The organism is Roseovarius roseus (genome assembly GCF_043355935.2).
Classification (GTDB): domain Bacteria; phylum Pseudomonadota; class Alphaproteobacteria; order Rhodobacterales; family Rhodobacteraceae; genus Roseovarius; species Roseovarius roseus.
This window is the reverse complement of record NZ_JBHFPE020000006.1, coordinates 25,845-45,908: the sequence shown is the minus strand read 5'-3', so window position 1 is coordinate 45,908 and position 20,064 is coordinate 25,845. Positions and strand designations below refer to the sequence as shown.

At 65.9% G+C, this 20,064-nt stretch carries 18 protein-coding genes and 1 tRNA gene; 12 read left to right on the top strand and 7 right to left on the bottom strand.

The features are described from left to right. The first annotated feature begins 2 nt into the window (after positions 1–2). From moaB to ACEWPL_RS11420, 3 genes are all read left to right on the top strand, one after another. On the top strand, positions 3–545 hold the full coding sequence (moaB, locus tag ACEWPL_RS11430) for a molybdenum cofactor biosynthesis protein B (protein WP_393932470.1): 543 nt from the start codon (positions 3–5) through the stop codon (positions 543–545). Between the two features lie 72 nt (positions 546–617). Continuing rightward, positions 618–2,087 (top strand): efflux RND transporter periplasmic adaptor subunit, encoded by a 1,470-nt coding sequence (locus tag ACEWPL_RS11425; protein WP_393932472.1) that lies wholly within the window; start codon positions 618–620, stop codon positions 2,085–2,087. 3 nt (positions 2,088–2,090) lie between these two features. Continuing rightward, positions 2,091–5,483, top strand: a complete 3,393-nt coding sequence (locus tag ACEWPL_RS11420) for an efflux RND transporter permease subunit (RefSeq protein WP_393932474.1) — start codon at positions 2,091–2,093, stop codon at positions 5,481–5,483. On the opposite strand, the gene ACEWPL_RS11415 is transcribed toward ACEWPL_RS11420, so the two are convergent. Next, complete coding sequence (locus ACEWPL_RS11415; RefSeq protein WP_393932476.1) at positions 5,484–6,296, bottom strand: protein-disulfide reductase DsbD domain-containing protein; 813 nt, start codon at positions 6,294–6,296, stop codon at positions 5,484–5,486. Positions 6,297–6,415: 119 nt separating this feature from the next. Here ACEWPL_RS11415 and ACEWPL_RS11410 point away from each other — a divergent pair, with 119 nt between their 5' ends. Both ACEWPL_RS11410 and ACEWPL_RS11405 read left to right on the top strand, forming a co-directional pair. After that, complete coding sequence (locus ACEWPL_RS11410; RefSeq protein WP_393932478.1) at positions 6,416–7,006, top strand: YqgE/AlgH family protein; 591 nt, start codon at positions 6,416–6,418, stop codon at positions 7,004–7,006. A 96-nt stretch (positions 7,007–7,102) separates the two neighbouring features. After that, on the top strand, positions 7,103–7,744 hold the full coding sequence (locus tag ACEWPL_RS11405; protein ID WP_393932480.1) for a pseudouridine synthase: 642 nt from the start codon (positions 7,103–7,105) through the stop codon (positions 7,742–7,744). Here the strand turns inward: ACEWPL_RS11405 and ACEWPL_RS11400 are convergent. Next, positions 7,741–8,796: a serine/threonine protein kinase gene (locus ACEWPL_RS11400; RefSeq protein WP_393932482.1), complete on the bottom strand. Its 1,056-nt coding sequence runs from the start codon at positions 8,794–8,796 to the stop codon at positions 7,741–7,743. The genes ACEWPL_RS11405 and ACEWPL_RS11400 overlap by 4 nt on opposite strands. A gap of 114 nt (positions 8,797–8,910) precedes the next feature. Beyond that, on the bottom strand, positions 8,911–10,356 hold the full coding sequence (locus ACEWPL_RS11395; RefSeq protein ID WP_393932483.1) for an aldehyde dehydrogenase family protein: 1,446 nt from the start codon (positions 10,354–10,356) through the stop codon (positions 8,911–8,913). A gap of 179 nt (positions 10,357–10,535) precedes the next feature. Between ACEWPL_RS11395 and ACEWPL_RS11390 the strand changes: the two genes are divergently transcribed. The 3 genes from ACEWPL_RS11390 to ACEWPL_RS11380 all read left to right on the top strand — a co-directional run bounded on the left by ACEWPL_RS11390 (position 10,536) and on the right by ACEWPL_RS11380 (position 12,987). Next, on the top strand, positions 10,536–11,189 hold the full coding sequence (locus ACEWPL_RS11390) for a peroxiredoxin (RefSeq protein ID WP_393932485.1): 654 nt from the start codon (positions 10,536–10,538) through the stop codon (positions 11,187–11,189). Between the two features lie 136 nt (positions 11,190–11,325). Further along, positions 11,326–12,300, top strand: a complete 975-nt coding sequence (locus ACEWPL_RS11385) for a quinone oxidoreductase family protein (RefSeq protein ID WP_393932487.1) — start codon at positions 11,326–11,328, stop codon at positions 12,298–12,300. Positions 12,301–12,489: 189 nt separating this feature from the next. Continuing rightward, the gene (locus ACEWPL_RS11380; protein WP_393932557.1) at positions 12,490–12,987 is read left to right on the top strand and encodes a lytic transglycosylase domain-containing protein; all 498 of its coding nucleotides are present in this window, start codon (positions 12,490–12,492) and stop codon (positions 12,985–12,987) included. A 317-nt stretch (positions 12,988–13,304) separates the two neighbouring features. Here ACEWPL_RS11380 and ACEWPL_RS11375 read toward each other — a convergent pair whose 3' ends face one another. From ACEWPL_RS11375 to tsaD, 4 genes are all read right to left on the bottom strand, one after another. Next, positions 13,305–13,832: a hypothetical protein gene (locus ACEWPL_RS11375; protein WP_393932489.1), complete on the bottom strand. Its 528-nt coding sequence runs from the start codon at positions 13,830–13,832 to the stop codon at positions 13,305–13,307. A gap of 139 nt (positions 13,833–13,971) precedes the next feature. Then, on the bottom strand, positions 13,972–14,391 hold the full coding sequence (locus ACEWPL_RS11370) for an EVE domain-containing protein (protein WP_393932491.1): 420 nt from the start codon (positions 14,389–14,391) through the stop codon (positions 13,972–13,974). A 4-nt stretch (positions 14,392–14,395) separates the two neighbouring features. Then, positions 14,396–14,665 (bottom strand): YciI family protein, encoded by a 270-nt coding sequence (locus ACEWPL_RS11365; RefSeq protein ID WP_393932493.1) that lies wholly within the window; start codon positions 14,663–14,665, stop codon positions 14,396–14,398. Positions 14,666–14,725: 60 nt separating this feature from the next. Continuing rightward, complete coding sequence (gene tsaD, locus ACEWPL_RS11360; RefSeq protein WP_393932495.1) at positions 14,726–15,805, bottom strand: tRNA (adenosine(37)-N6)-threonylcarbamoyltransferase complex transferase subunit TsaD; 1,080 nt, start codon at positions 15,803–15,805, stop codon at positions 14,726–14,728. 75 nt (positions 15,806–15,880) lie between these two features. Here tsaD and ACEWPL_RS11355 point away from each other — a divergent pair, with 75 nt between their 5' ends. The 4 genes from ACEWPL_RS11355 (at position 15,881) to ACEWPL_RS11340 (ending at position 20,031) form a co-directional block, all read left to right on the top strand. Continuing rightward, a complete protein-coding gene (locus ACEWPL_RS11355) occupies positions 15,881–16,612 on the top strand; it encodes a uroporphyrinogen-III synthase (protein ID WP_393932497.1) in 732 nt (243 codons plus the stop codon). A gap of 47 nt (positions 16,613–16,659) precedes the next feature. Continuing rightward, the gene (locus ACEWPL_RS11350) at positions 16,660–18,243 is read left to right on the top strand and encodes a hypothetical protein (RefSeq protein ID WP_393932499.1); all 1,584 of its coding nucleotides are present in this window, start codon (positions 16,660–16,662) and stop codon (positions 18,241–18,243) included. Positions 18,244–18,257: 14 nt separating this feature from the next. Continuing rightward, entirely contained in the window at positions 18,258–19,742 is a 1,485-nt protein-coding gene (locus ACEWPL_RS11345) for a heme biosynthesis protein HemY (RefSeq protein WP_393932501.1), read from the top strand. Positions 19,743–19,955: 213 nt separating this feature from the next. Continuing rightward, a tRNA-Thr gene (locus tag ACEWPL_RS11340) sits at positions 19,956–20,031 on the top strand. The last annotated feature ends 33 nt before the right edge of the window (positions 20,032–20,064 follow it).

Here is a 20,064-nt window from a genome sequence, read left to right as displayed (position 1 = left end):
CCATGAGCCGCATCGACGAGAGCCGCGAATTCATCCCCGTGCGCATCGCCATCCTGACGGTCAGTGACACGCGCGCCGAGGCTGATGACCGCTCGGGCGATACGCTGGTGCAGCGGCTGGAGGCGGCAGGTCATGTCCTGGCCGCTCGCAACATTGTGAAGGATGAGCGGGACGCCATCGCGGCGCAGCTGCGCGCGTGGTGCAACGACGCGGGCGTCGACGCCATCATCTCGACCGGGGGCACGGGCCTGACCGGGCGCGACGTGACCGTCGAGGCGCACCGCGATGTCTATGAAAAGGAGATCGACGCCTTCGGCACCGTCTTTACCCATGTCAGCATGGCCAAGATCGGCACCAGTGCCGTGCAGAGCCGCGCGACGGCGGGTGTGGCATACGGCACCTACCTCTTTGCGCTGCCGGGCAGTCCGGGCGCCTGTAAGGACGCCTGGGACGAGATCCTGTCGCTGCAGCTGGATTACCGGCACCGTCCCTGCAACTTTGTCGAGATCATGCCGCGCCTTGATGAGCATCGGCGCCGCAAGTAGCGCGCTTGGTATTCGGGCGCGCTGCCTTATATATATAGCGCTTGAAGACACCCCCGCGAGGACAGCCCCGCCATGCATTTTCTGCGCCGCAGCCTGACCGGCCTGATCCTGATGTCGCTGACCTTGGGCCTCTTGGCCTATGCGGGCTATATTTTGAGCGCATCGGTGCAGGCCCGGATGGAGCGCACACTGGGCGCCGGCGCGCGCGAGGAGCGCGAGTTTGCCGTCAAAGTGGCACTGGCCACGCCCCAGACCATCGCGCCGACCCTTACCGCCTATGGCGAGGTGCAGAGCCGCCGCGCGCTGGAGCTGCGGGCCAAGGCGGCGGGCACGGTGATTGAGCTGGCCGAGGATTTCGAAGAAGGCGGGCAGGTCGAGGCCGGTCAGCTTCTGGTGCGGATCGACCCGGCGGATACACGCTCTGCCCGCGACCGGGCGGAAAGCGATCTGATGGATGCCCGCGCCGAGGCGCGCGAGGCGGAGCGGGCGCTGGAACTGGCCCAGGATGAGCTGAGCGCCGCGCGCGATCAGGCCGATCTGCAGGAGCGCGCCCTGCAGCGCCAGCGCGATCTGGCCGAGCGCGGGGTGGGCACCGCCGCCGCCGTTGAAACCGCCGAGCTGGCCGCCGCCGCCGCGCGCGGGACAGTGCTGACCCGCAGGCAGGCGGCTTTGGGCGCTGAGGCGCGCATAGACCAGGCCGCGACCGCGACCGCGCGCGCCGAGATCGCGCTGGCCGAGGCCGAGCGGCGGCTGGCCGAGACCGAGATCCGCGCCGAGTTCGCGGGCGCGCTGTCGGATGTCACCGTGGATGAGGGCGCTTTGGTCTCGAATGGCGAGCAACTGGGCACGCTCATTGACCGCAATGCACTTGAGGTCGCGTTCCGCGTCTCGACCGCGCAATTTGCCCGGCTGCTGGACGAGGATGGCCAGTTGCGCCGCGCGCCGGTCACCGCCGTTCTCGAGGCCTCCGGCGCGCGGCTGACCGCGCCCGGCACGATCACCCGCGCCAGCGCCGCAGTGGGCGAGGGGCAGACGGGGCGTCTGGTCTTTGCGCGGCTGGACGCGGCGCAGGGGCTGAAACCCGGCGATTTCGTCACTGTCGAGGTGGCCGAGCCGCCGCTAAGCCAAGTCGTGCGCCTGCCCGCCAGCGCGCTGGGCAGCGACGGCGCGGTGCTGGCGCTAAGCGAGGATGGCCGGCTTGAGCCTATCGCGGTGACGCTCCTGCGCCGGCAAGGCGATGATGTGCTGATCCGCGCGGCCGAAGGCGCTCCGACGCTGGCGGGCAGGCGAGTCGTGACCCAGCGCTCGCCGCTACTGGGCGCCGGGATCAAGGTGCGCGCCTTGGGCGACGCGGCCGAGGCTGCAGATGACACCTCTGAGATGATGGACCTCAGCGAAGAGCGCCGCGCGCGCCTGATTGCCTATGTCGAGGGCAGCCGCGACATGCCCGATGCCATGCGCACCCGCCTTCTGGACCAGTTGGCACAGGCCCGCGTGCCGGCCAGCGTGGTTACGCGGCTGGAAAACCGGATGGGCGGCTAGGGCATGGCGCGCGGGATCGGCGAGCGCCCGGGCGGCATCCTGTCATGGTTCACGCGCCATCCCACGGCGGCGAACCTGCTCTTGGTCGTCATGGTCGTGCTGGGCCTTGCTGCCGTGCCCAACATGCGCGCGCAGTTCTTTCCGGATGTGATCATCCAGAGCGTCACGGTTTCCGTAGAGTGGGACGGCGCGGGGGCCGAGGACATCGACGCCGCTATCGTGCAGGTGCTGGAGCCTGACCTGCTGGCTATCGAGGGCGTCGAGAGCACGAATGGCTCATCCCGCGAGAATTTCGGCACCATCGCGATCGAATTCCAGCCCGGCTGGGACATGTCGCGCGCCGCGACGGATGTGCAGGCCGCCGTTGATGCGGTGACGACCCTGCCCGATGCCGCCGAAGAGCCCGAGGTGCGGCGCGGCACATGGTCCGACCGGGTGACGGATGTGGTGATCACCGGCCCCGTGGGTGCTGATCAACTGGCGCTTTATGCGGACGAGCTGGTCACGCGCCTCTTTGCCGAGGGCGTCACGCGCACCACGCTCAGGGGGGTGGCCGCGCCGCAGGTCATCGTCGAGGTGCCGGCTACGCAACTGATACAGCATGACATCACCCTGACCGAGATTGCCGCAGTCATCGCCGCCGAGGTCGACGCCAACCCCGCGGGCGATGTCGAGGGCGCAGGCACCCGCGTGCGCACCGGCAGCGAAAAGCGCGACCCCGAGCAGATCGCCGCCATCACCCTGCGCGGCGGCATCGGCGATACCCGCCTCACCGTGGGCGACGTGGCAAAGGTGCGCGTTCTGGGCGCCGCGCGCGAGCGGACGTATTTCGTGGGCGACAATCCGGCCATCTCGCTGCGCGTCGACCGCTCGGAAGGAGGCGATGCCATCGGCATTCAGGAAACGGTGGAAAAGGTCGCCGCCGAAATGGCCAGCACGCTGCCCGAAGGGGTCAGCGTCGATCTGATCCGCACCCGGTCCGAACAGATCTCAGGGCGCCTGACGACGCTGCTGGACAATGCGGCGACGGGTCTGGTGCTGGTGGTGGCGCTCTTGTTCCTCTTCCTCAACGCGCGCACGGCCTTCTGGGTGGCAGCGGGCATACCCGTGGCCCTTCTGGCCGCTGTCGCGCTGATGTATGCGGCGGGGATCACGATTAACATGATCTCGCTTTTCGCGCTGATCATCACGCTGGGCATTGTCGTTGATGATGCCATCGTGGTGGGCGAGCATGCGGATGCGCGTGCGCGAAACCTTGGCGAGTCGCCCGTCGTTGCCGCCGAGAATGCGGCGCGGCGCATGGCGATGCCGGTCTTTTCCGCCACGGCGACGACGATCATCGCCTTTGGCGGGCTGATCACCATCGCGGGCCGGTTCGGGGATCTGATCGCCGATATCCCCTTCACGGTGATCGTGGTGCTGATCGCCTCGCTGGCCGAATGTTTCCTGATCCTGCCCCACCACATGAGCCATGCGTTGACCGCATCCAGCCGCAGGCACTGGTATGATGCGCCCTCGCGGACGGTCAATCGCGGGTTTGAATGGGCGCGCGAGCGTGTGTTCCGCCCTGCCATGGCCGGCATCATCTGGGCGCGCTATCCGGTGCTGGCGGGCGTCATCCTGATCTTGGCGTCTCAGGCTGCGCTGTTCGTGCGGGGCGACGTGACATGGCGGTTCTTCAACGCGCCCGAGCAGGGCAGCGTCACCGGCAATTTCGCCATGGCGCCGGGGGCCACGCGCGAGGATTCTCTGGAAATGCTGCGCGAGATGCAGCGCGCCACGCAGGAACTGGCGGATGAATACGAGGCCGAATACGGCGTCAGCCCGCTGGACTATGTCATCGCCGAGATCGGTGGCAATGCCGGGCGCGGCCTTTCGGGCGCCGAGACGAAAGAGCCGGATCAACTGGGCGGCATTTCCATCGAGCTGATCGAGTCGGACCTGCGGCCCTATAGCAGCTTTGCCTTTGCGGGCGATCTGCAGGAGCGGATCGTGCCCCACCCGCTGGCCGAAACGGTCAGCTTTCGGGGCTGGCGTAGCGGGCCGGGGGGCGATGCGCTGGACGTGCAATTCTCGGGCGCGGATGCGCAGACGCTCAAGGCCGCATCTCAGCGCCTGAAAGAGGCGCTGTCGACCTTTCCCGAGGTCAGCGGCGTTGAGGACGATCTGGCCTATGACAAGCAGGAGCTGGTTCTGGACCTGACGCCGCAGGGCGCCGCGCTCGGCTTCGGCATCGACGATCTGGGGCGCGAGCTGCGCGCGCGGCTGAACGGGATCGAGGCCGCGACATATCCCGTGGGGCCGCGCAGCGCCGAGATCCGGGTGGAGTTGCCCGAGGGCAGCCTGACCGCCGATTTCCTGGAGGAAACGCAGCTGCGCACGCCCGGCGGTGCCTATGTCCCGCTGGCCGAAATCGTCTCGGCCGAAACACGCGACGGCTTCTCGACCGTGCGGCGCGAGAACGGCGTGCGGCTGATCAGCGTGACGGGCGACATCTCGGAGGATGATCCGGCCCGCGCCTCCGAGATACAGGAGCTGGTGCGCGGCGACATCCTGCCCCGCATCGCCGCCGAGTTGCAGGTGGATTGGGCCATGTCCGGCCTTGCCGAGCAGGAGAGCGATTTTCTGAACGACGCGCTTCTGGGCCTGATGCTGACCCTGATCGGCATCTATCTGGTACTGTCGCTTGTCTTTGGCAGTTGGACGCGGCCCATGGTGGTGATGGCGATCATTCCGTTCGGCCTTGTCGGCACGATCTATGGCCATCACGCCTGGGACGTGCCGCTAAGCATGTTCACAGTTGTCGGCCTTCTGGGCATGACGGGCATCATCATCAACGACTCGATCGTGCTGGTCACCACGATCGACGAGCATGCCCGCACCCGTGGCCTGATCCCGTCGATCATCGACGGCGCCGCCGACCGTCTGCGCCCCGTGCTGTTGACGACGTTGACGACCGTTCTGGGCCTCACGCCGCTTTTGTTCGAGCGGAGCCAGCAGGCGCAATTCCTGAAACCCACGGTGATCACCTTGGTCTATGGTCTGGGCTTTGGCATGATACTGGTGCTGCTGGTCGTGCCCGCGCTGATGGCGGTTCAGCATGACGTTGCGCGGCAGATGGCGGCACTGCGGCGCGGGATGCGCTTTCGCGATGGGCGTGTGCGCGCCGCGATGCTGGCCGGTGCGGCGCTGATTGCCGTGTGGTTCGCGGTGACGATGGGCTGGGCGATCTTGGCGGGCGCTCTGCCGGGCGCAGTGGCGGCCCTCATGCCCTTCGCTATGAGGATGGGTGCGGTGCCGGGCGCACTGCTGGTCTTTTCGCTTGGCGCGGTGGTGCTGGCATTTCTGCTCTACGCCGTGCTGGCCATCGCGCAGGCACTGCGCGCGCGGGCCTGATCAGCCGCCGGGGCACCCCTGGATATCGACCGCGCGGCCTGCGCCAAGGACGGTCAGGCGCAGTCCCGAGCGGTCAAGTGCAAAGGGCCGGCCTTCGACATGCGCCAGCCGCGTTTCGGCGACCATCCAGTTGCCCTGACGGGCGGTGCGGGGCGGGGCGATCCAGATATTGGGATCGCTAGCCTCGATCACCAGCATCTCGGAGGTTGCAATGGGCGGCATGGTGAACTCGGCGCGCAGGGTCAGACCGTTTTTCTTGCCCGGCGCGACGATGCAGCGCACCTGGCCCACCCCTGCCTCTGCGGCGCTCATCGGACGGTCGGCCAGCGCCGCGATGATGCGCGGATCACGCTTTGCATCGGCGGCGGGCAGATGCGCGCCAAGATCCAGCGTCAGGGGGATGCATACGTCCCGGCAGACGCCGATATCGACGGTGCCGCCGAGCGTGATATCGCGCCCGTTCGATTGCGCCAGTACGTGCAGCGGCAAAATGACAGTGCCATGATAGCCTATGCTGGCAAGGCCGCCCTGATCGATGCGCTCTGGCGTGGGCCAAGCCACCTCGACCCCTGCCAGATTGCGCGAGGCGCGCCAGTCGAAGCGCGGCGGAATGCCGAGATCGCCGGGCGCGCGCCAATAGGTTTTCCATCCCGGCGCAAGGCGCAGCTCAAGCGCGGCCATGTGTGTGCCATCGTCCATGCGCCAGCCGGGCAACAGCCGCGCGGACTGCACCGCATCGAGCGATTGGGCGGCGGCGGGCAGCGCGGCAAGGCAGAGCACGGCGGCAAGAAGGCGTGAGGCGAGACGTTTCATCCCTCTCCTTTGCGCCAAGTCGGGGCGAAAGCCAATTCACAATCAGGTCAGACGCGCGCCCCGCCCAACTGGATGTCCGGCCTCTTGTAATGGCCGGGGCGAGCCGCCATTGTTGAGATATGATGACCACTTTTGATACTGCCTCGCTGACGGGCATGGACCTGACGGGCCGCATGCTGATTGCAATGCCGGGCATGGCCGATCCGCGTTTCGATCAATCGGTGATCTTTGTCTGCGCGCATTCCGATGAGGGCGCGATGGGCCTTGTCATCAACAAGATGGCCGACGATCTGAAGCTGAGCGACCTTCTGGAACAGCTGGATATCGAGGCCGCGCCGGGCGCGCGCCGCCTGCCCATCCATTTCGGCGGTCCGGTCGAGCCGGGGCGCGGTTTCGTGCTGCACGATGCCGGATATGCGTCGTCCATCTCGACGCTGGAGGTCAGCGAGGCATTCGCGATGACCGCAACGCTGGACATCCTCGAGGATATGGCGTCGGGCGAGGGGCCGGACAGCGCGCTGATCGCGCTGGGCTATGCCGGCTGGGGACCGGGCCAGCTGGAAGGCGAGATTGCCGAGAATGGCTGGCTGATTTGCGATGCGAGTGCCAAGCTGGTCTTTGGCACCCGTACGCCCGATAAATGGACGTCGGCGCTGGCCACCTTGGGGATCAGCCCGCTCGCACTTTCGGCGGAGCACGGCACGGCGTGAGGGCGTGGAACGCGCTGCGCGCTGGAGTCTTTTTGCCAAGATGAATGAGGGCGCGCGCGCTGGACGGCCCGCGCTGCGCAGGGTAGAGCGGACGGCATGCAGACACCTTATGATCCGCCCATGACTCCGCTGGACGTGGTCCACGAGGACTACGAAGTTCTGGCCGTGATGAAGCCCGATGGCCTTTTGTCAGTGCCGGGCAAGGGGGACCATCTGGCCGATTGCCTTCTGACGCGGGTGCAGGCGGCCTTTCCGACCGCGCTGCTGGTGCACCGGCTGGACCGCGATACCTCGGGGGTGATGGTGTTTGGCCTCACCGCCCATGCGCAGCGGTTTCTGTCCGAGCAGTTTCGCGAGCGAAAGGCGCGCAAGACCTATGTGGCGCGTGTGGCAGGGCGCATGGAGGGCAAGAAGGGCGAGGTCGATCTGCCGCTGATCGTGGATTGGCCGAACCGGCCGCGCCAAATGGTGTGCCATGAGACGGGCAAGCCATCGCTGACCGAGTATCGCGTATTGAAGGCCGGGGATGACGAGAGCCGTGTGCGGCTTTGGCCCAAGACGGGGCGCACGCATCAGCTGCGGGTGCATATGCTGGCGCTGGGGCATCCCATTCTGGGCGATCCGCTTTATGGGCCGGACGATGGGCAGGCGCGGATGATGCTGCATGCCGAGGAGCTGCGCATCAACCATCCCGAGAGTGGGCGCGGCATGTCCTTTCGCGCCAAGGCGCCTTTCTAACGCAGCACGCGGTCGGTGAGGTTGAGCCGGTTCGCGATGATCGGGGCGAGGGTCTTGGCCAACTCAGGCTCGCGCTCCTGCAACTGTGCCAATTCATCGAGGCGGTTGGCGGCGATGAGGGCCAGCGCATCCTCGCGGACGCTGCCATCGGCGTGGCGGGGCAGGGCGGTGACGGGCTGAATCGCCTCCGGCTTCGGCTGGGGCGCGAGGTCGGTGAGCGCATCGGTGCCGAGGGTGGTTTCCACGAAAGCATAGAGCCCGACGCCTTTGGCGGGGAGGGCATAGGTCGCCAGCGCCACATCGGTCACCTCTGGATGCGCCATCAGCGCCTCGCGCACGGCGGGGCCGTCGCGCTGGATTCTATCCTCGGTGCCCTCGCCGTCGGACCAGTTCATCAGGCGGCGGGTGATGAAGTTGTAGGCGCGCTTGCCCGTGGCCATCCAGATACGCGAGGGCAGCGCCTTTTGCGCCAGCATGCGCTGCTCGGACGGGGTCAGCAGATCCGGCGCATAGGCGCGTTTCTGTTTTAGCAGGTGGCGCAGATCCTCGCGCGCCATCACCCGGAAAAGGCGCCCGCGTCGGCGGTGGACCGAGGCAAGCTGAAAGTCGATCACGGCGGCGCGGCCATCCGGTGTCATCAGCCAGTTCTGCGGCTTGGCGATGTCGTTATGCGTGACACCTTTGCGCCGCATCTCGCGCAGGAGGCGGCGCGCGTCACGGTACCAGGCCGCATCGGAAGGCTGCGCCAGTTGCAGCGGCGTGCCGCGTGTCCAGCTGCGCAGAAGGCCCGTGCTGTCGGCGCGCACGAGGGCCGGGCAGCCCTCAATCCCCTGCACGGCGCGCAGGCCGCGGATTTCCTTGCGGGCAAGGGCCCATGCGATGGGGCGCGCATACCACGGCACGGTGTCGAGCTTGCGCAGGACCACGGGGTAGTCGGGGATGCCCTCAAGATCGCCTGAAATCGTCTCGGAGAAGATGTCGCGCTTGTGCACCGTCTTTGGAACAAAGGCGGCGGAGGCGATGCGGTCCGGGGAGTGCTCTGGCAGGCTCATGGCCCCTGTCCTAGACGGTTTTGTGGCGCGGGCCTAGACCTGCCGCGCAGGCGACGGCGCGCAAAGCGAAAGGGCCGGATTGCTCCGGCCCCTTGCATCTGGTTTTCGGCCCGATCAGGCGGCGGCGGGATCGTAGCCCGAGACCGACTTCACCTCGATGAAATCCTCGATGCCCCAAGGGCCGCCCTCGCGCCCGTTGCCGGACTGTTTCATGCCGCCGAAGGGCGCGCCCTCGCCGCGGCTCTCGCCATTGACCTCGACCATGCCGGCGCGCAGGGCGCGGGCGACACGGGCGGCGCGGCCCTTGTCCTGCGTTTGCAGATAGTCCGTCAGGCCGTAGGGCGTGTTGTTGGCGATCTGGATGCCCTCTTCTTCGGTGTCGAAGGGGATGATCGAGAGGACTGGGCCAAAGATCTCCTCGCGGGCGACGACCATGTTGTTGTTCACATCCGCGAACACCGTCGGCTTGACGTAAAAGCCGCGGTTCAGGCCATCTGGGCGACCGACGCCGCCGGCGACAAGGCGCGCGCCCTCGTCGATGCCCTGCTGGATCAGGTCCTGGATCTTGTCGAACTGCACCTTGTTGACGACCGGGCCGATGTGATCGCCCTCTTCGCTGGCGGGGCCGACCTTGATCGAATTGGCGATGTTGGCGGCCTTTTCGACGGCGGCGTCATAAACCTCGCGCTGGACGATCATGCGGGTCGGTGCGTTGCAGGACTGACCCGAGTTGTTCATGCAGTGGCGCACGCCGCGCTCGACCGCTGCATCATCGGCATCGGCAAAGACGAGGTTGGCGCCCTTGCCGCCCAGTTCCAGCGAAACGCGCTTAAGCGTGTCGGCAGCGGCCTTGGAGATCAGCTTGCCCGCGCGGGACGAGCCGGTGAAGCTGATCATGTCGACGTCGGGATGCTCGGTCAGTTGGGTGCCGACACCGGGGCCGTCGCCATTGACCAGGTTGAAGACGCCGGGCGGGAAGCCCGCCTCGTCCATCATCTCGGCGAAGACGATCGAGGACAGGGGCGATTCCTCGGAAGGTTTCAGCACCATCGTACAGCCCGCCACGGCGGCGGCGATCACCTTGAGCGTGACCTGGTTCATCGGCCAGTTCCAGGGCGTGATGAGGGCGGCGACGCCGATCGGTTCGTTGCGGATATAGCTGCCGGGGGTGTTCGGATCGTGCGGATGCTCGAACTCGTATTCCTTGGCGGCCTTGAGGAAGGCAGCGATATGCCCGGCGCCCGCGGCGGCCTGCTGCTCGCGCGCGAGATCGATGGGCGCGCCCATCTCGAGGCTGATGGCCTGCGCCATGTCCTCGGCGCGGGATTCGTAGACCTTCTGCAGCTTTTCGACCAGCGCGATGCGCTCGGCAGGCGAGGTATTCATCCACGCGGGGAAGGCGGCCTTGGCGGCGGCGACGGCGGCATCGGTATCGGCCTGACCGCCGAGGCTGATGATGGCGCAAGGTTCTTCATTGGAGGGGTTGATGACCTCGTGGTCGCTGGGCGATGCGGGGTCGGACCATTTTCCGTTGATGTAGAATTGGCGCTTCTCGATCATGTCGTGTCTCCCTTGAATTCATGCGGTCTGCTGGCGCGGCGCGCCTTGCCCCAAGACATAGACCCGGCCCATGACACCTGCAAGGTGGGCCGCATGTGTCGGGGGGTGCAATCCGCCCGGACGCATCCTATCTTGCGCCTTGGAAGCCCCGTTTACGCAACAAGGAAAGGACAGCCGACATGGCACTTCGTATCAACGACACCGTCCCCGATTTCACCGCCGAGACCGATCAGGGCAAAATCAGCTTTCACGATTTCATTGGTGATCACTGGGCGATCCTTTTTTCGCACCCCAAGGATTTCACCCCCGTCTGCACCACCGAATTCGGCGCCGTTGCGAAACTGGCCGATGAGTGGAAGAAGCGCGACACGAAGGTAATCGGCGTCTCGGTCGACGGGGTCGAGGAGCACAAGAAATGGAAGGGCGATATCGAGAAGGTCGCGGGCACCTCCGCAGGTTTTCCGATCATCGCCGATGAGGGCCTGGAAGTATCCAAAGCCTTCGACATGCTGCCGGCTGAGGCCTATATGCCCGACGGCCGCACGCCTAATGACAGCGCCACGGTGCGTGCTGTGTTCATCATCGGGCCCGACAAAAAACTGAAGCTGTCGATGACCTATCCCATGAATGTGGGCCGCAACTTTGCCGAGGTGGTGCGCGCGCTCGATGGCCTGCAAACGGCGGCGAAGGCCGGGGTGGCGACGCCTGCCGACTGGCAGGTGGGACAGGATGTGGTCATCCCCACCGCACTCAGCGATGCAGATGCCAAAGACAAGTTCGGTGAGTTCGATACCGTTCTGCCCTATCTGCGCATGACCAAGCTGAAGGGCTGAGGGCCGCCCGGCCTGCCGCCTGTCGCGCATGACGCGGCGGCGGGCCATACCGCCCGGTTTGCGCCACCAAGTAAGTGGTGGACAGTGCCGGTGATTTCCTTCTCACTGCGGCCAAATCACCGCGAGGAGGAAAAAAATGGCACTGACGGCAATCATCGAAGCGTATGGCGGACCAGAAGAATTCAAGCTGGTCGACCGCGAGGTGGGCGAGCCCGGCAAAGGTGAGGTGCGCATCGCGCACAAGGCGGCAGGCCTCAATTTCATCGAGGTCTATCAGCGCACCGGCCTCTACCCGTTGGAGTTGCCTCATGCGATGGGTATGGAGGCCGCCGGCGTGATCGAGGCGGTGGGCGAGGGTGTGACGCATCTCAAGGTCGGGGACCGCGCCGCCTATGCCTCGCAGCCGCCGGGCGCCTATGCCGAGGCGCGTGTGATGCCTGCCGCGCAGGTCTGCCCGCTGCCCGAGGGCATTTCGTTCGAGGAAGGCGCGGCGATGATGCTGAAAGGCATGACGGTCGAATACCTGTTCCACCGCACGACACCGCTGAAATCCGGCGATACGGTGCTCTTTCACGCGGCGGCGGGCGGCGTGGGCTTGCTTGCCTGCCAGTGGGCGCGTTCGGAGGGGATCACCCTGATCGGCACCGCTGGCACGGACGAGAAATGCCAACTGGCGCTGGATCATGGCGCGGCGCATTGCATCAATTATCGCACCGAGGATTGGGTAGCCAAGGTAAGGGAATTAACCGGCGGCAAGGGCGTCGACGTTGTGATGGATGCGGTCGGCAAGGACACGTTCAACGGCTCGCTTGATTCGCTGAAGCCGCTGGGGTTGATGATTTCCTTCGGCAATGCCTCGGGGCCGGTGCCGCCTTTCGAGGTGGGCATCCTGGGCAAGAAAGGCTCGCTCAAGATCACACGCCCGACGCTGTTCACCCATATTTCGGACCATGAGACCTGCCAGGCGATGGCGGCGCACTTGGCCAAGAAGGTGCTGGCCGGAGACGTAAAGATCAATATCGGTCAACGTTTTGCCCTGCGCGATGTGGCCAAGGCGCATGAGGCGCTGGAGGCGCGCAAGACGACCGGCAGCACCATTCTGGAAATCTGAGGGCGGGCTTGGGTGCGCATTGAACTCACGGTGCGCAGCCGGCTGACGCATCGTCAGCTTTGGGCGGGGCTTTGCCTGCAGCCCCCGTGAACGGGCGAAATCCCGCGCAGGCGGACCCGCCAGACTTGCCAGATGCGGGGTCTTTGGTCCTTAACGATTCTGGAGATTCCCTTGGAGACACCCCGGATCATGATTTTGCGCGCCGTTCTCGTCGCCTCGCTCGGCTTTGTTGCCGCCTGCGCCAGCACCCCGCCCAAGGATGCACCAACCATTTCCAGCAGCTCGCCCGCCGCGCTCTATCCCAACGAGACGCCCGAGATTAGGCAGCTGGTCAACAGATACGCCGATCATTATCAGGTGCCGCGCCCGCTGGTGCACAAGGTCATCCAGCGCGAAAGCGATTATCGGCCCAAGGCGCGCAACGGCCCCTATTACGGCATGATGCAGATCCTGCCTGCAACGGCGCGCGGCATGGGGTTTTCCGGCCAGAATGCGGATCTTCTGGATGCCGAGACGAACCTTCATTTTGCGGTGAAATACCTGCGCGGGGCCTGGATGGTGTCAGATGGAGACATGGACAAGGCCGTGATGTGGTATGCGCGCGGCTACTATTACGAGGCGCGCAACCGCTGCCTTCTGGTGGAAACCGAGCTGCAGACCCGCGAAATCGCCAAACACTGCCGGTAATCGGCGCTGCCGGTTCTCGCGGCCCCGCGGATGTTGAGATAAATTTGCGGCACTTGGTCTTTGCTTGGTGGCGCAGGCTGGGGTAATGTCAGCTTATCGGGCCAGGATGGCCGGAACCTAATCCAGATACACGTGTGGTGCGTAGGGAGCACGTGGGGTGGCGGAGGGTTTCGGCATGGGCCGGAACCCTCCGTTTTTATCTGCTCTCCGGTGGTTGCCATGATCGGCACCCGCAAAGGAACAAGGCCCCGCGATGCGGGGCCTTTTCCGTTGATGCGATCTGCTTGCGGCGCGGCAAGTTGGGCGCGTCCTTCAGCTCAATTCTGGCCCAGTTCCGTTGTGCACTTGCGCACTTCGTAGACGGCCGCCGAGGCGCCGGACATGTCCACAATATAGGTCTTGGGCGTTTCAGGGAACACGACCAGCTCTTCGCCAGCTTCGATATCCTTCACGAATTCGGCGTTGTTCACCAGAACATAGCCGCCTTCATAGCTGTCCTCGATGCTGGCGCCCACGCCGGTTGCCATGCCGGAATAGAGGTTGCCATTCGCAATGAACGCAACCGCCTGATCGCCGGGGACGACATCGGCATTCTGGCCGAAGAGACCAAGATAGCCCGCGCTTTCGTCCTTAGTGAAGCCGAACTGAACAATGGCACCCGACTCTGACTTGTATGACGCAAAGCATGATCCGCGCGTCACATTCTTACGGATTGTCCAAGCACCTGCGTCGCGAAATTTGCTGATCTCATCGCCGCGTGCGGGCAGAACATCGTCAACGGCGGCTGCGAGCGGCGTTGCAAGGGCGAGGGACAGAGCGCCGATGGCAGTAAAAAGCTTGGTCATGTGAAGTCTCCAGAAAATTATTGTCGCAAGATGCGCGACGCTAGGTCGGCGGGCATTTCAGCCCGCTTGGTTACAGCGTTAAAACGTTGGATCCGAAATTTGGTTCCAGACGCCCCTTAATAGCGCCCCCGTCCTTGTTTCAGTCAATGATTTTCGTCATTTCACAGATGATGCGCCACGCCTCGGGCGACACAGGCTGGACCGACAGGCGCGGCTGGCGCACCAGCGCCATGTCCGCAAGGCGCGGATCGGCCTTGATCTGGTCCAGGGTCACGGGTGTGTCCACCGGCTCTACCGCGCGGATGTCGACGCATTCCCAGCGCGGATCATCCGATGTGCTGTCGGGATGGATGGTCGCGCAAACCTCGACGATGCCGACAATCGCGCGCTCGTCTTGGCTGTGGTAGAAAAAGGCGCGATCGCCCAGTTCCATCTGCCGCATGATGTTGCGTGCCTGATAATTGCGCACGCCGTCCCATTCCTCACCCGCGTCGCCGCGCGCCTGCTGGTCGGACCAGCTCCAGGCCGAGGGTTCGGATTTGAACAGCCAGTATTGCATCGTCTCAGATCACTTTTTTCCACGGGATCAATTCGACGCTCTCGAAAAGGCCCGCATGGGCATAGGGATCCGCCTCGGCCCAAACCCGCGCCGCGTCCATATCGGGCACGTCCAGCACCACGAGCGAGCCGCACATCTGCCCGTCATCGTCCAGAAGCGGCCCGGCCTGCGACACCGGACCCGAGGTTTTCAGGTAATCGACATGCGCATCGCGCGTATCTAGGCGGATTTGCAGTGCGCCGGGTTTGTCGCGGGCGATGAGGGCGATCAGCATGTCAGGCTCCTGTGTAGGCTGTTTGCGCGCAGACTATCGCGGCGCGCTGACTTGCGCAATTTACGCCTTGGCGCCTTTCTTGCCCGAGCCGAGCATAGAGGGCGCGGCGCTGTCCAGCGGCCAGCGGGGGCGGGCAGACAGGGTCATGTCGTCGCGTTGCCCGGCGCGGTACAGCTCGGCCCCCGCATAGGCGATCATCGCCGCGTTGTCGGTGCAAAGGGCCAGCGGCGGCGCGATGAAGGCCGCGCCCGCCTCGTCGGCCACCTGCATCAGCGCGCTGCGAATGGCCTGATTGGCCGCGACGCCGCCCGCGACGGCGATCACCCGCAGGTCAGGGCAGGCGGCCAGCGCGCGGCGCATCTTTTCGGCCAGAACATCGCGCATCGCGGCCTGAAATCCGGCGCAAAGGTCGCGCCGGTCCTGCACCGTCAGCCCGCCATTTTCCGCTACGATCCCGTCGCGCGCCCGCAAGAGCGCAGTCTTGAGGCCCGAGAAGGACATATCGCATCCGGGTCGGTCCAGCATGGGACGCGGGAAAGCATGGCGCGCGGGATCGCCCAGGGCCGCCTCCCGCTCGACCGCCGGGCCGCCGGGCTGCGGCAGGCCCAGAAGGCGCGCGGTCTTGTCAAAGGCCTCGCCGGGCGCGTCGTCGATGGTGCCGCCAAGACGGGTGAAGTCCTGCGGGCCGTCGACGCGCAGAAACTGGCAATGGCCGCCCGAGACCAGCAACATGAGGTAAGGATAGGCCACGTCATCAGTGAGGCGCGGGGTCAGCGCATGGCCCGCCAGATGATTGACGCCGATCAGCGGCAGGCCCGCCCCGGTCGCCAGACCCTTGGCGCACATGACGCCCGACATCACGCCGCCGATCAGGCCCGGCCCGGCAGTGACCGCGATGGCATCCATATCGCGAAGCTTCAGCCCCGAGGCGCGCAGCACCTCGGCCACGCAGAGGTCCAGCTTTTCCGCATGGGCGCGGGCGGCGATTTCGGGGACGACGCCGCCGAATGCCGCGTGAAGCTGGCCCTGGCTCTGAACGGTCTGGGCGAGGATCCGGGCGGTGCCGTTTACGCGCAGGATGGCCGCCGCGGTGTCGTCGCAGCTGCTTTCAATCCCGAGGATGGTCAGGGTATCGCTCATCTTGTCCGCCCGTTGCGTGACCGCCGCCATCCGCGTATCACTTGGCCGACCCTGCCACAACTGCGGAGCCGCGCCTTGTCCCCTTCCGTCCTGATCACGCGGCCTGCGCCCTACGGGGCCCAATTTGCGCAGGAATTGCGGGCGCAGCCGGGGGGTGACATGCCGATGATCCTGTCGCCCGCGCTGGTGATCGAGGGCACGGGCACGCTGCCGGATCTGGATGGGTATCGCTGGCTGATCTTTACCTCGCGAAGCGCCGTGCGGGAATTTGCGGCGCGCAGCGACCGGCGCGATATTCCAGCCTATGCCGTTGGTGATGCCACCGCCCAGGAGGCACGGCGTGCCGGCATGACGGCCACGTCCTGCGGCGGCGATGCCCGCGAAATGGTGGCGCGCATCGAGGCGGATCAGGCCAGTGGCCCGATGCTGCATCTGCGGGGCGCACATGCCGCGGCGGATGTTGCCGGACTGCTCGGCAGCGCAGGAATATCCGTGGATGAGGCGGTGATCTATGCGCAGCACCTGGTGCACCTGACCGCTGAGGCGCAATCCTGCCTTGCGGGCACCGCGCCTGTGATCGCGCCCGTCTTCTCTCCGCGCAGTGCCGCCGCGCTTTTTGCCGATGGCGCGCCCAAGGCGCCCCTTGTCGTGCTGGCGATCAGTGCGGCCGCGGCGGCACGGGTGCCCGAGGGGGCGGCGCAGGCCGTGATCGTGGCGGACCGCCCCGATACCGCCGGAATGTTGCGGGCCTGGCCCGAAGCGGTCGCGGCGGCCTATCGCCTTGAGGGAACAAAGAGCGCGCAGTAAGGTTGTCAAACCGGGTAGTTGGGGCAGATTCGAAAGGGGCAAGCGACGTGGCAGATAAAAAAGGGTCCGAGGACAGCCCGCGCGCCGATACTGGCAGCAACAAAGCGGCGAAACCCACCGACACCAAAGCGACCGACGCCACACCGACAGGCCCGAAGCCGGGCCCGCCCTCAGCTGATAGTGCCGCGTCCTCCGGGAGCTCTGCCGAGAAGGCCGCCGACAAGGGCAAGGAGAAACCTGGGTCAAACAGCGCGCCCAAGACATCCAAGACGGCGGCCAAATCTGGCGCAAAATCGGCACCGGCCAAGTCATCCGCGCCCCAGACGACCGCGAAATCGTCGAGCGCAAGCGCAGCGTCGAAGGGATCTAGCGCGGCCTCCAGCACGAAGGACACGGCGCCGAAGGCTGCTGATACCAATGAGCCTGCCAAGGCGGCGGACAGCACGTCTGAGAATACATCCTCCAAATCCGGCGCGACGACGGCGACGAGCGTGCCCAAAACCCAGACATCCAAGCTAAGTGCGGGCGGCGGTACTTCATCCGCGAAATCGGATGACAAGCCGTCTGACGACAAGCCCAGCACCACCGCGCAGGCAGGCCAGACGCCCGCCTCGGACACGAAACCGGCAACGGCCACCACCGGTTCTGGCGCCCCGCGCACTGCCGAGAAGCCGCAAGCGACTCCTCCCGCCCGCAGATCGGGATTCCTGGGGATTTTCCTCGGGGGTGTCTGCGCCGCGGCCCTCGGGTTTGGGGCCGCCTACTACCTACTGCCGCAAATGGGGCTGATGACGCCGGTGGGCGCAGGCAGCGATCAGGCCGCGCGGATTGACGAGCAGGCGCAGCGGATCGACGCACTGGCCAGCCAGGTGGCGGCCTTGCCCGGCACGCCCGATGCCCCCGATCTCAGCGGAATCGAAGGCAGCCAGCAGGCGCTGGAAGGCTCGCTTGGCGGTCTGTCAGAGCAAATCGCGGAACTGACGGCGCGGCTCGATGCGGTCGAGAACCAACCCGCCGGTGACGGAAACGGCGTCTCGTCCGGGCAGTTGAATGCCCTGCGCAGCACTATTGAGCAGCAGGGTGAACAACTGGCCGCGCTGACCCAAGAGGCCGAAGAGCGCGACAATGCCGCGCGTGCTGCCGCGCAGCAGGCGCTCCGCCGCGCCGCGCTGACCCGGATTCGCACGGCGCTCGACACCGGCTCGGAATTCGCCTCGGCCTTGGGTGATCTGGAGAGGGCGGGCCTGCCCACCCCGGACGCATTGCAAGAAGTGGCCGAGACGGGTGTCGCCACCCAACCGGACCTGCAGGAGGCCTTTGCCCCTGCGGCCCGCGCCGCATTGACGGCTGCACGCCGCGACGGCGCGGATGGCGCGGCGGACGGGGTCTGGTCCTTCATGTCCGATCAACTGGGCGCGCGCTCGCTCGAGCGCAAGGAGGGGCCGGGCACGGACGCCATCCTGTCGCGGGCCGAGGATGATCTGCGCCAAGGCAACCTGCAAAGCGCCCTGTCCGAAATCGAGACCTTGCCCGAGATCGCCCGCGCCGAGCTCTCGGACTGGACCGCAGAACTGCGCGCCCGCATAGAGGCGCTCGACGCCTATGACGCGCTCGCCGCGAAACTGAACTGAAAGGGCCCGCCTCAATGCTGTGGTCAATCATCAAGATTGTAATTTTCCTAGCCCTCGTCGTGTTGGTCACCTTCGGCGTAACCAAACTGCTGGACCTGGACGGCGGCGTGCGTATCGTCATGGCAGGGCTGGAGCTGAACCTGACGCCGCTCACGGCGGTGATCGCGCTGTCGCTGCTGATCCTCGGGCTGTGGCTGCTGCTGAAACTGGCTGCGCTCCTGATCGCGCTGCTGAAATTCATCAATGGCGACGAGACGGCGCTGTCGCGCTATTTCGACCGCAACCGGCAGGAAAAGGGCTATCGCGCTCTGTCCGAAGGGATGATGGCCCTTGCCTCGGGCGAGGGGGACATCGCCATGGCCCGCGCCGCCAAGGCCGAGCGCTATCTGCGCAAGCCCGCGCTGACCAATCTGGTCACCGCACAGGCGGCCGAGATGCAGGGCAACCGCGCCAAGGCCGAGGAGGTCTATAAACGCCTGCTCAAGGATGACCGGACCAAGTTCGTCGGGGTGCGCGGGATCCTGCGGCAGAAGCTGGCCGACGGCGACACCGACACGGCGCTGAAATTGGCGCAGACCGCCTTCGGCCTCAAGCCCGCGCATGCCGAGATTCAGGATACGCTTCTGCGCCTCCAGACCGGGCAGGAGGATTGGGCCGGTGCCCGCGCGACGCTGGGCGCCAAGCTGAAACACGGCAATATCCCGCGCGACGTGCACAAGCGCCGCGACGCTGTGCTGGCGCTGTCGGCGGCGCGCGATATCGCCGTCGAGGGCAAGACCGTCGAGGCGCGCGAGGCCGCGATCGAGGCGAACAAGCTGTCGCCGCACCTCATCCCCGCCGCCGTCATGGCCGCGCGCAGCTATATCGCGCAAGGCGCGCCGCGCTACGCCGCCCGCGTAATCCGCAAGGCGTGGGACCAGCAGCCGCATCCGGACCTTGCCGCTGCCTTTGCCGCTATCGCGCCGGACGAGACGCCTCAGCAGCGGCTAAAACGCTTTGGGAAGTTGATCAATGCGCGCCCCGATCACCGCGAGTCAAAGCTGGTCGAGGCCGAACTGAACCTCGCTGCCGAGGATTTCCCGGCCGCCCGACGAGCGCTGGGCGATCTGGTCGAGAAAGACCCCGATGCGCGGGTCCTCACCATCATGGCCGCGATCGAAAAGGGCGAGGGCGCTGCCGACCGCGTCGTCAAGGGCTGGCTGGCCCGCGCGATGGCGGCCCCGCGCGGTCCGCAATGGATCTGCGGCAAGTGCCAGCATATCCATGGTGAGTGGGTTCCAGCCTGCGAGCATTGCGACGCCTTCGATACGCTGGAGTGGAAATCGCCCCCGCAAAGCGACGTGACCTCGCCCACCGGCATCGAGATGCTGCCCCTCATCATGGGCGGCGATCTGGACGAGGCCAGCGCAACCGATGTGGCCCGCGTGGTCGACGCCGAGGTGGTTCCGGACACGCCCGAGGAGGACACGGCCAAGGAAACCGCCGAGGCCAAAAAATAGACTTGGCCCGCCTCGGCACCGGTGCTATAGCGCCGTCACCCGAGGCGCCTTGCCGATGTTTTCACACGCGCAAGGCCCCCGCCAAGGGCCGCTGTAGCTCAGCTGGTAGAGCACGTCATTCGTAATTAGCGGGTCCGCTAGCGATTGACGTTTTCAACCAGTCAGTTAGAAGCACCGGCGTAGAACTAGTAGGGCCATAGTAGGGTCCAGGAAGCCGCTGTAGCTCAGCTGGTAGAGCACGTCATTCGTAATGATGGGGTCGGGGGTTCGAGTCCCTTCAGCGGCACCAGTTCTCTCCAAAGCTTTTCGTCTGTGAATAACT

What these genes read in the sequence shown, in the direction of transcription:
- ACEWPL_RS11415 (WP_393932476.1), bottom strand. Translation starts at nt 6,296, where the DNA reads ATGAAACGTCTCGCCTCACGCCTTCTTGCCGCCGTGCTCTGCCTTGCC.
- ACEWPL_RS11400 (WP_393932482.1), bottom strand. Translation starts at nt 8,796, where the DNA reads ATGAGCCTGCCAGAGCACTCCCCGGACCGCATCGCCTCCGCCGCCTTT.
- tsaD (WP_393932495.1), bottom strand. Translation starts at nt 15,805, where the DNA reads ATGAGCGATACCCTGACCATCCTCGGGATTGAAAGCAGCTGCGACGAC.
- ACEWPL_RS11420 (WP_393932474.1), top strand. Translation starts at nt 2,091, where the DNA reads ATGGCGCGCGGGATCGGCGAGCGCCCGGGCGGCATCCTGTCATGGTTC.
- ACEWPL_RS11410 (WP_393932478.1), top strand. Translation starts at nt 6,416, where the DNA reads ATGATGACCACTTTTGATACTGCCTCGCTGACGGGCATGGACCTGACG.
- ACEWPL_RS11375 (WP_393932489.1), bottom strand. Translation starts at nt 13,832, where the DNA reads ATGACCAAGCTTTTTACTGCCATCGGCGCTCTGTCCCTCGCCCTTGCA.
- ACEWPL_RS11395 (WP_393932483.1), bottom strand. Translation starts at nt 10,356, where the DNA reads ATGATCGAGAAGCGCCAATTCTACATCAACGGAAAATGGTCCGACCCC.
- ACEWPL_RS11405 (WP_393932480.1), top strand. Translation starts at nt 7,103, where the DNA reads ATGCAGACACCTTATGATCCGCCCATGACTCCGCTGGACGTGGTCCAC.
- ACEWPL_RS11385 (WP_393932487.1), top strand. Translation starts at nt 11,326, where the DNA reads ATGGCACTGACGGCAATCATCGAAGCGTATGGCGGACCAGAAGAATTC.
- ACEWPL_RS11390 (WP_393932485.1), top strand. Translation starts at nt 10,536, where the DNA reads ATGGCACTTCGTATCAACGACACCGTCCCCGATTTCACCGCCGAGACC.
- ACEWPL_RS11365 (WP_393932493.1), bottom strand. Translation starts at nt 14,665, where the DNA reads ATGCTGATCGCCCTCATCGCCCGCGACAAACCCGGCGCACTGCAAATC.
- ACEWPL_RS11370 (WP_393932491.1), bottom strand. Translation starts at nt 14,391, where the DNA reads ATGCAATACTGGCTGTTCAAATCCGAACCCTCGGCCTGGAGCTGGTCC.
- moaB (WP_393932470.1), top strand. Translation starts at nt 3, where the DNA reads ATGAGCCGCATCGACGAGAGCCGCGAATTCATCCCCGTGCGCATCGCC.
- ACEWPL_RS11380 (WP_393932557.1), top strand. Translation starts at nt 12,490, where the DNA reads ATGATTTTGCGCGCCGTTCTCGTCGCCTCGCTCGGCTTTGTTGCCGCC.
- ACEWPL_RS11345 (WP_393932501.1), top strand. Translation starts at nt 18,258, where the DNA reads ATGCTGTGGTCAATCATCAAGATTGTAATTTTCCTAGCCCTCGTCGTG.
- ACEWPL_RS11425 (WP_393932472.1), top strand. Translation starts at nt 618, where the DNA reads ATGCATTTTCTGCGCCGCAGCCTGACCGGCCTGATCCTGATGTCGCTG.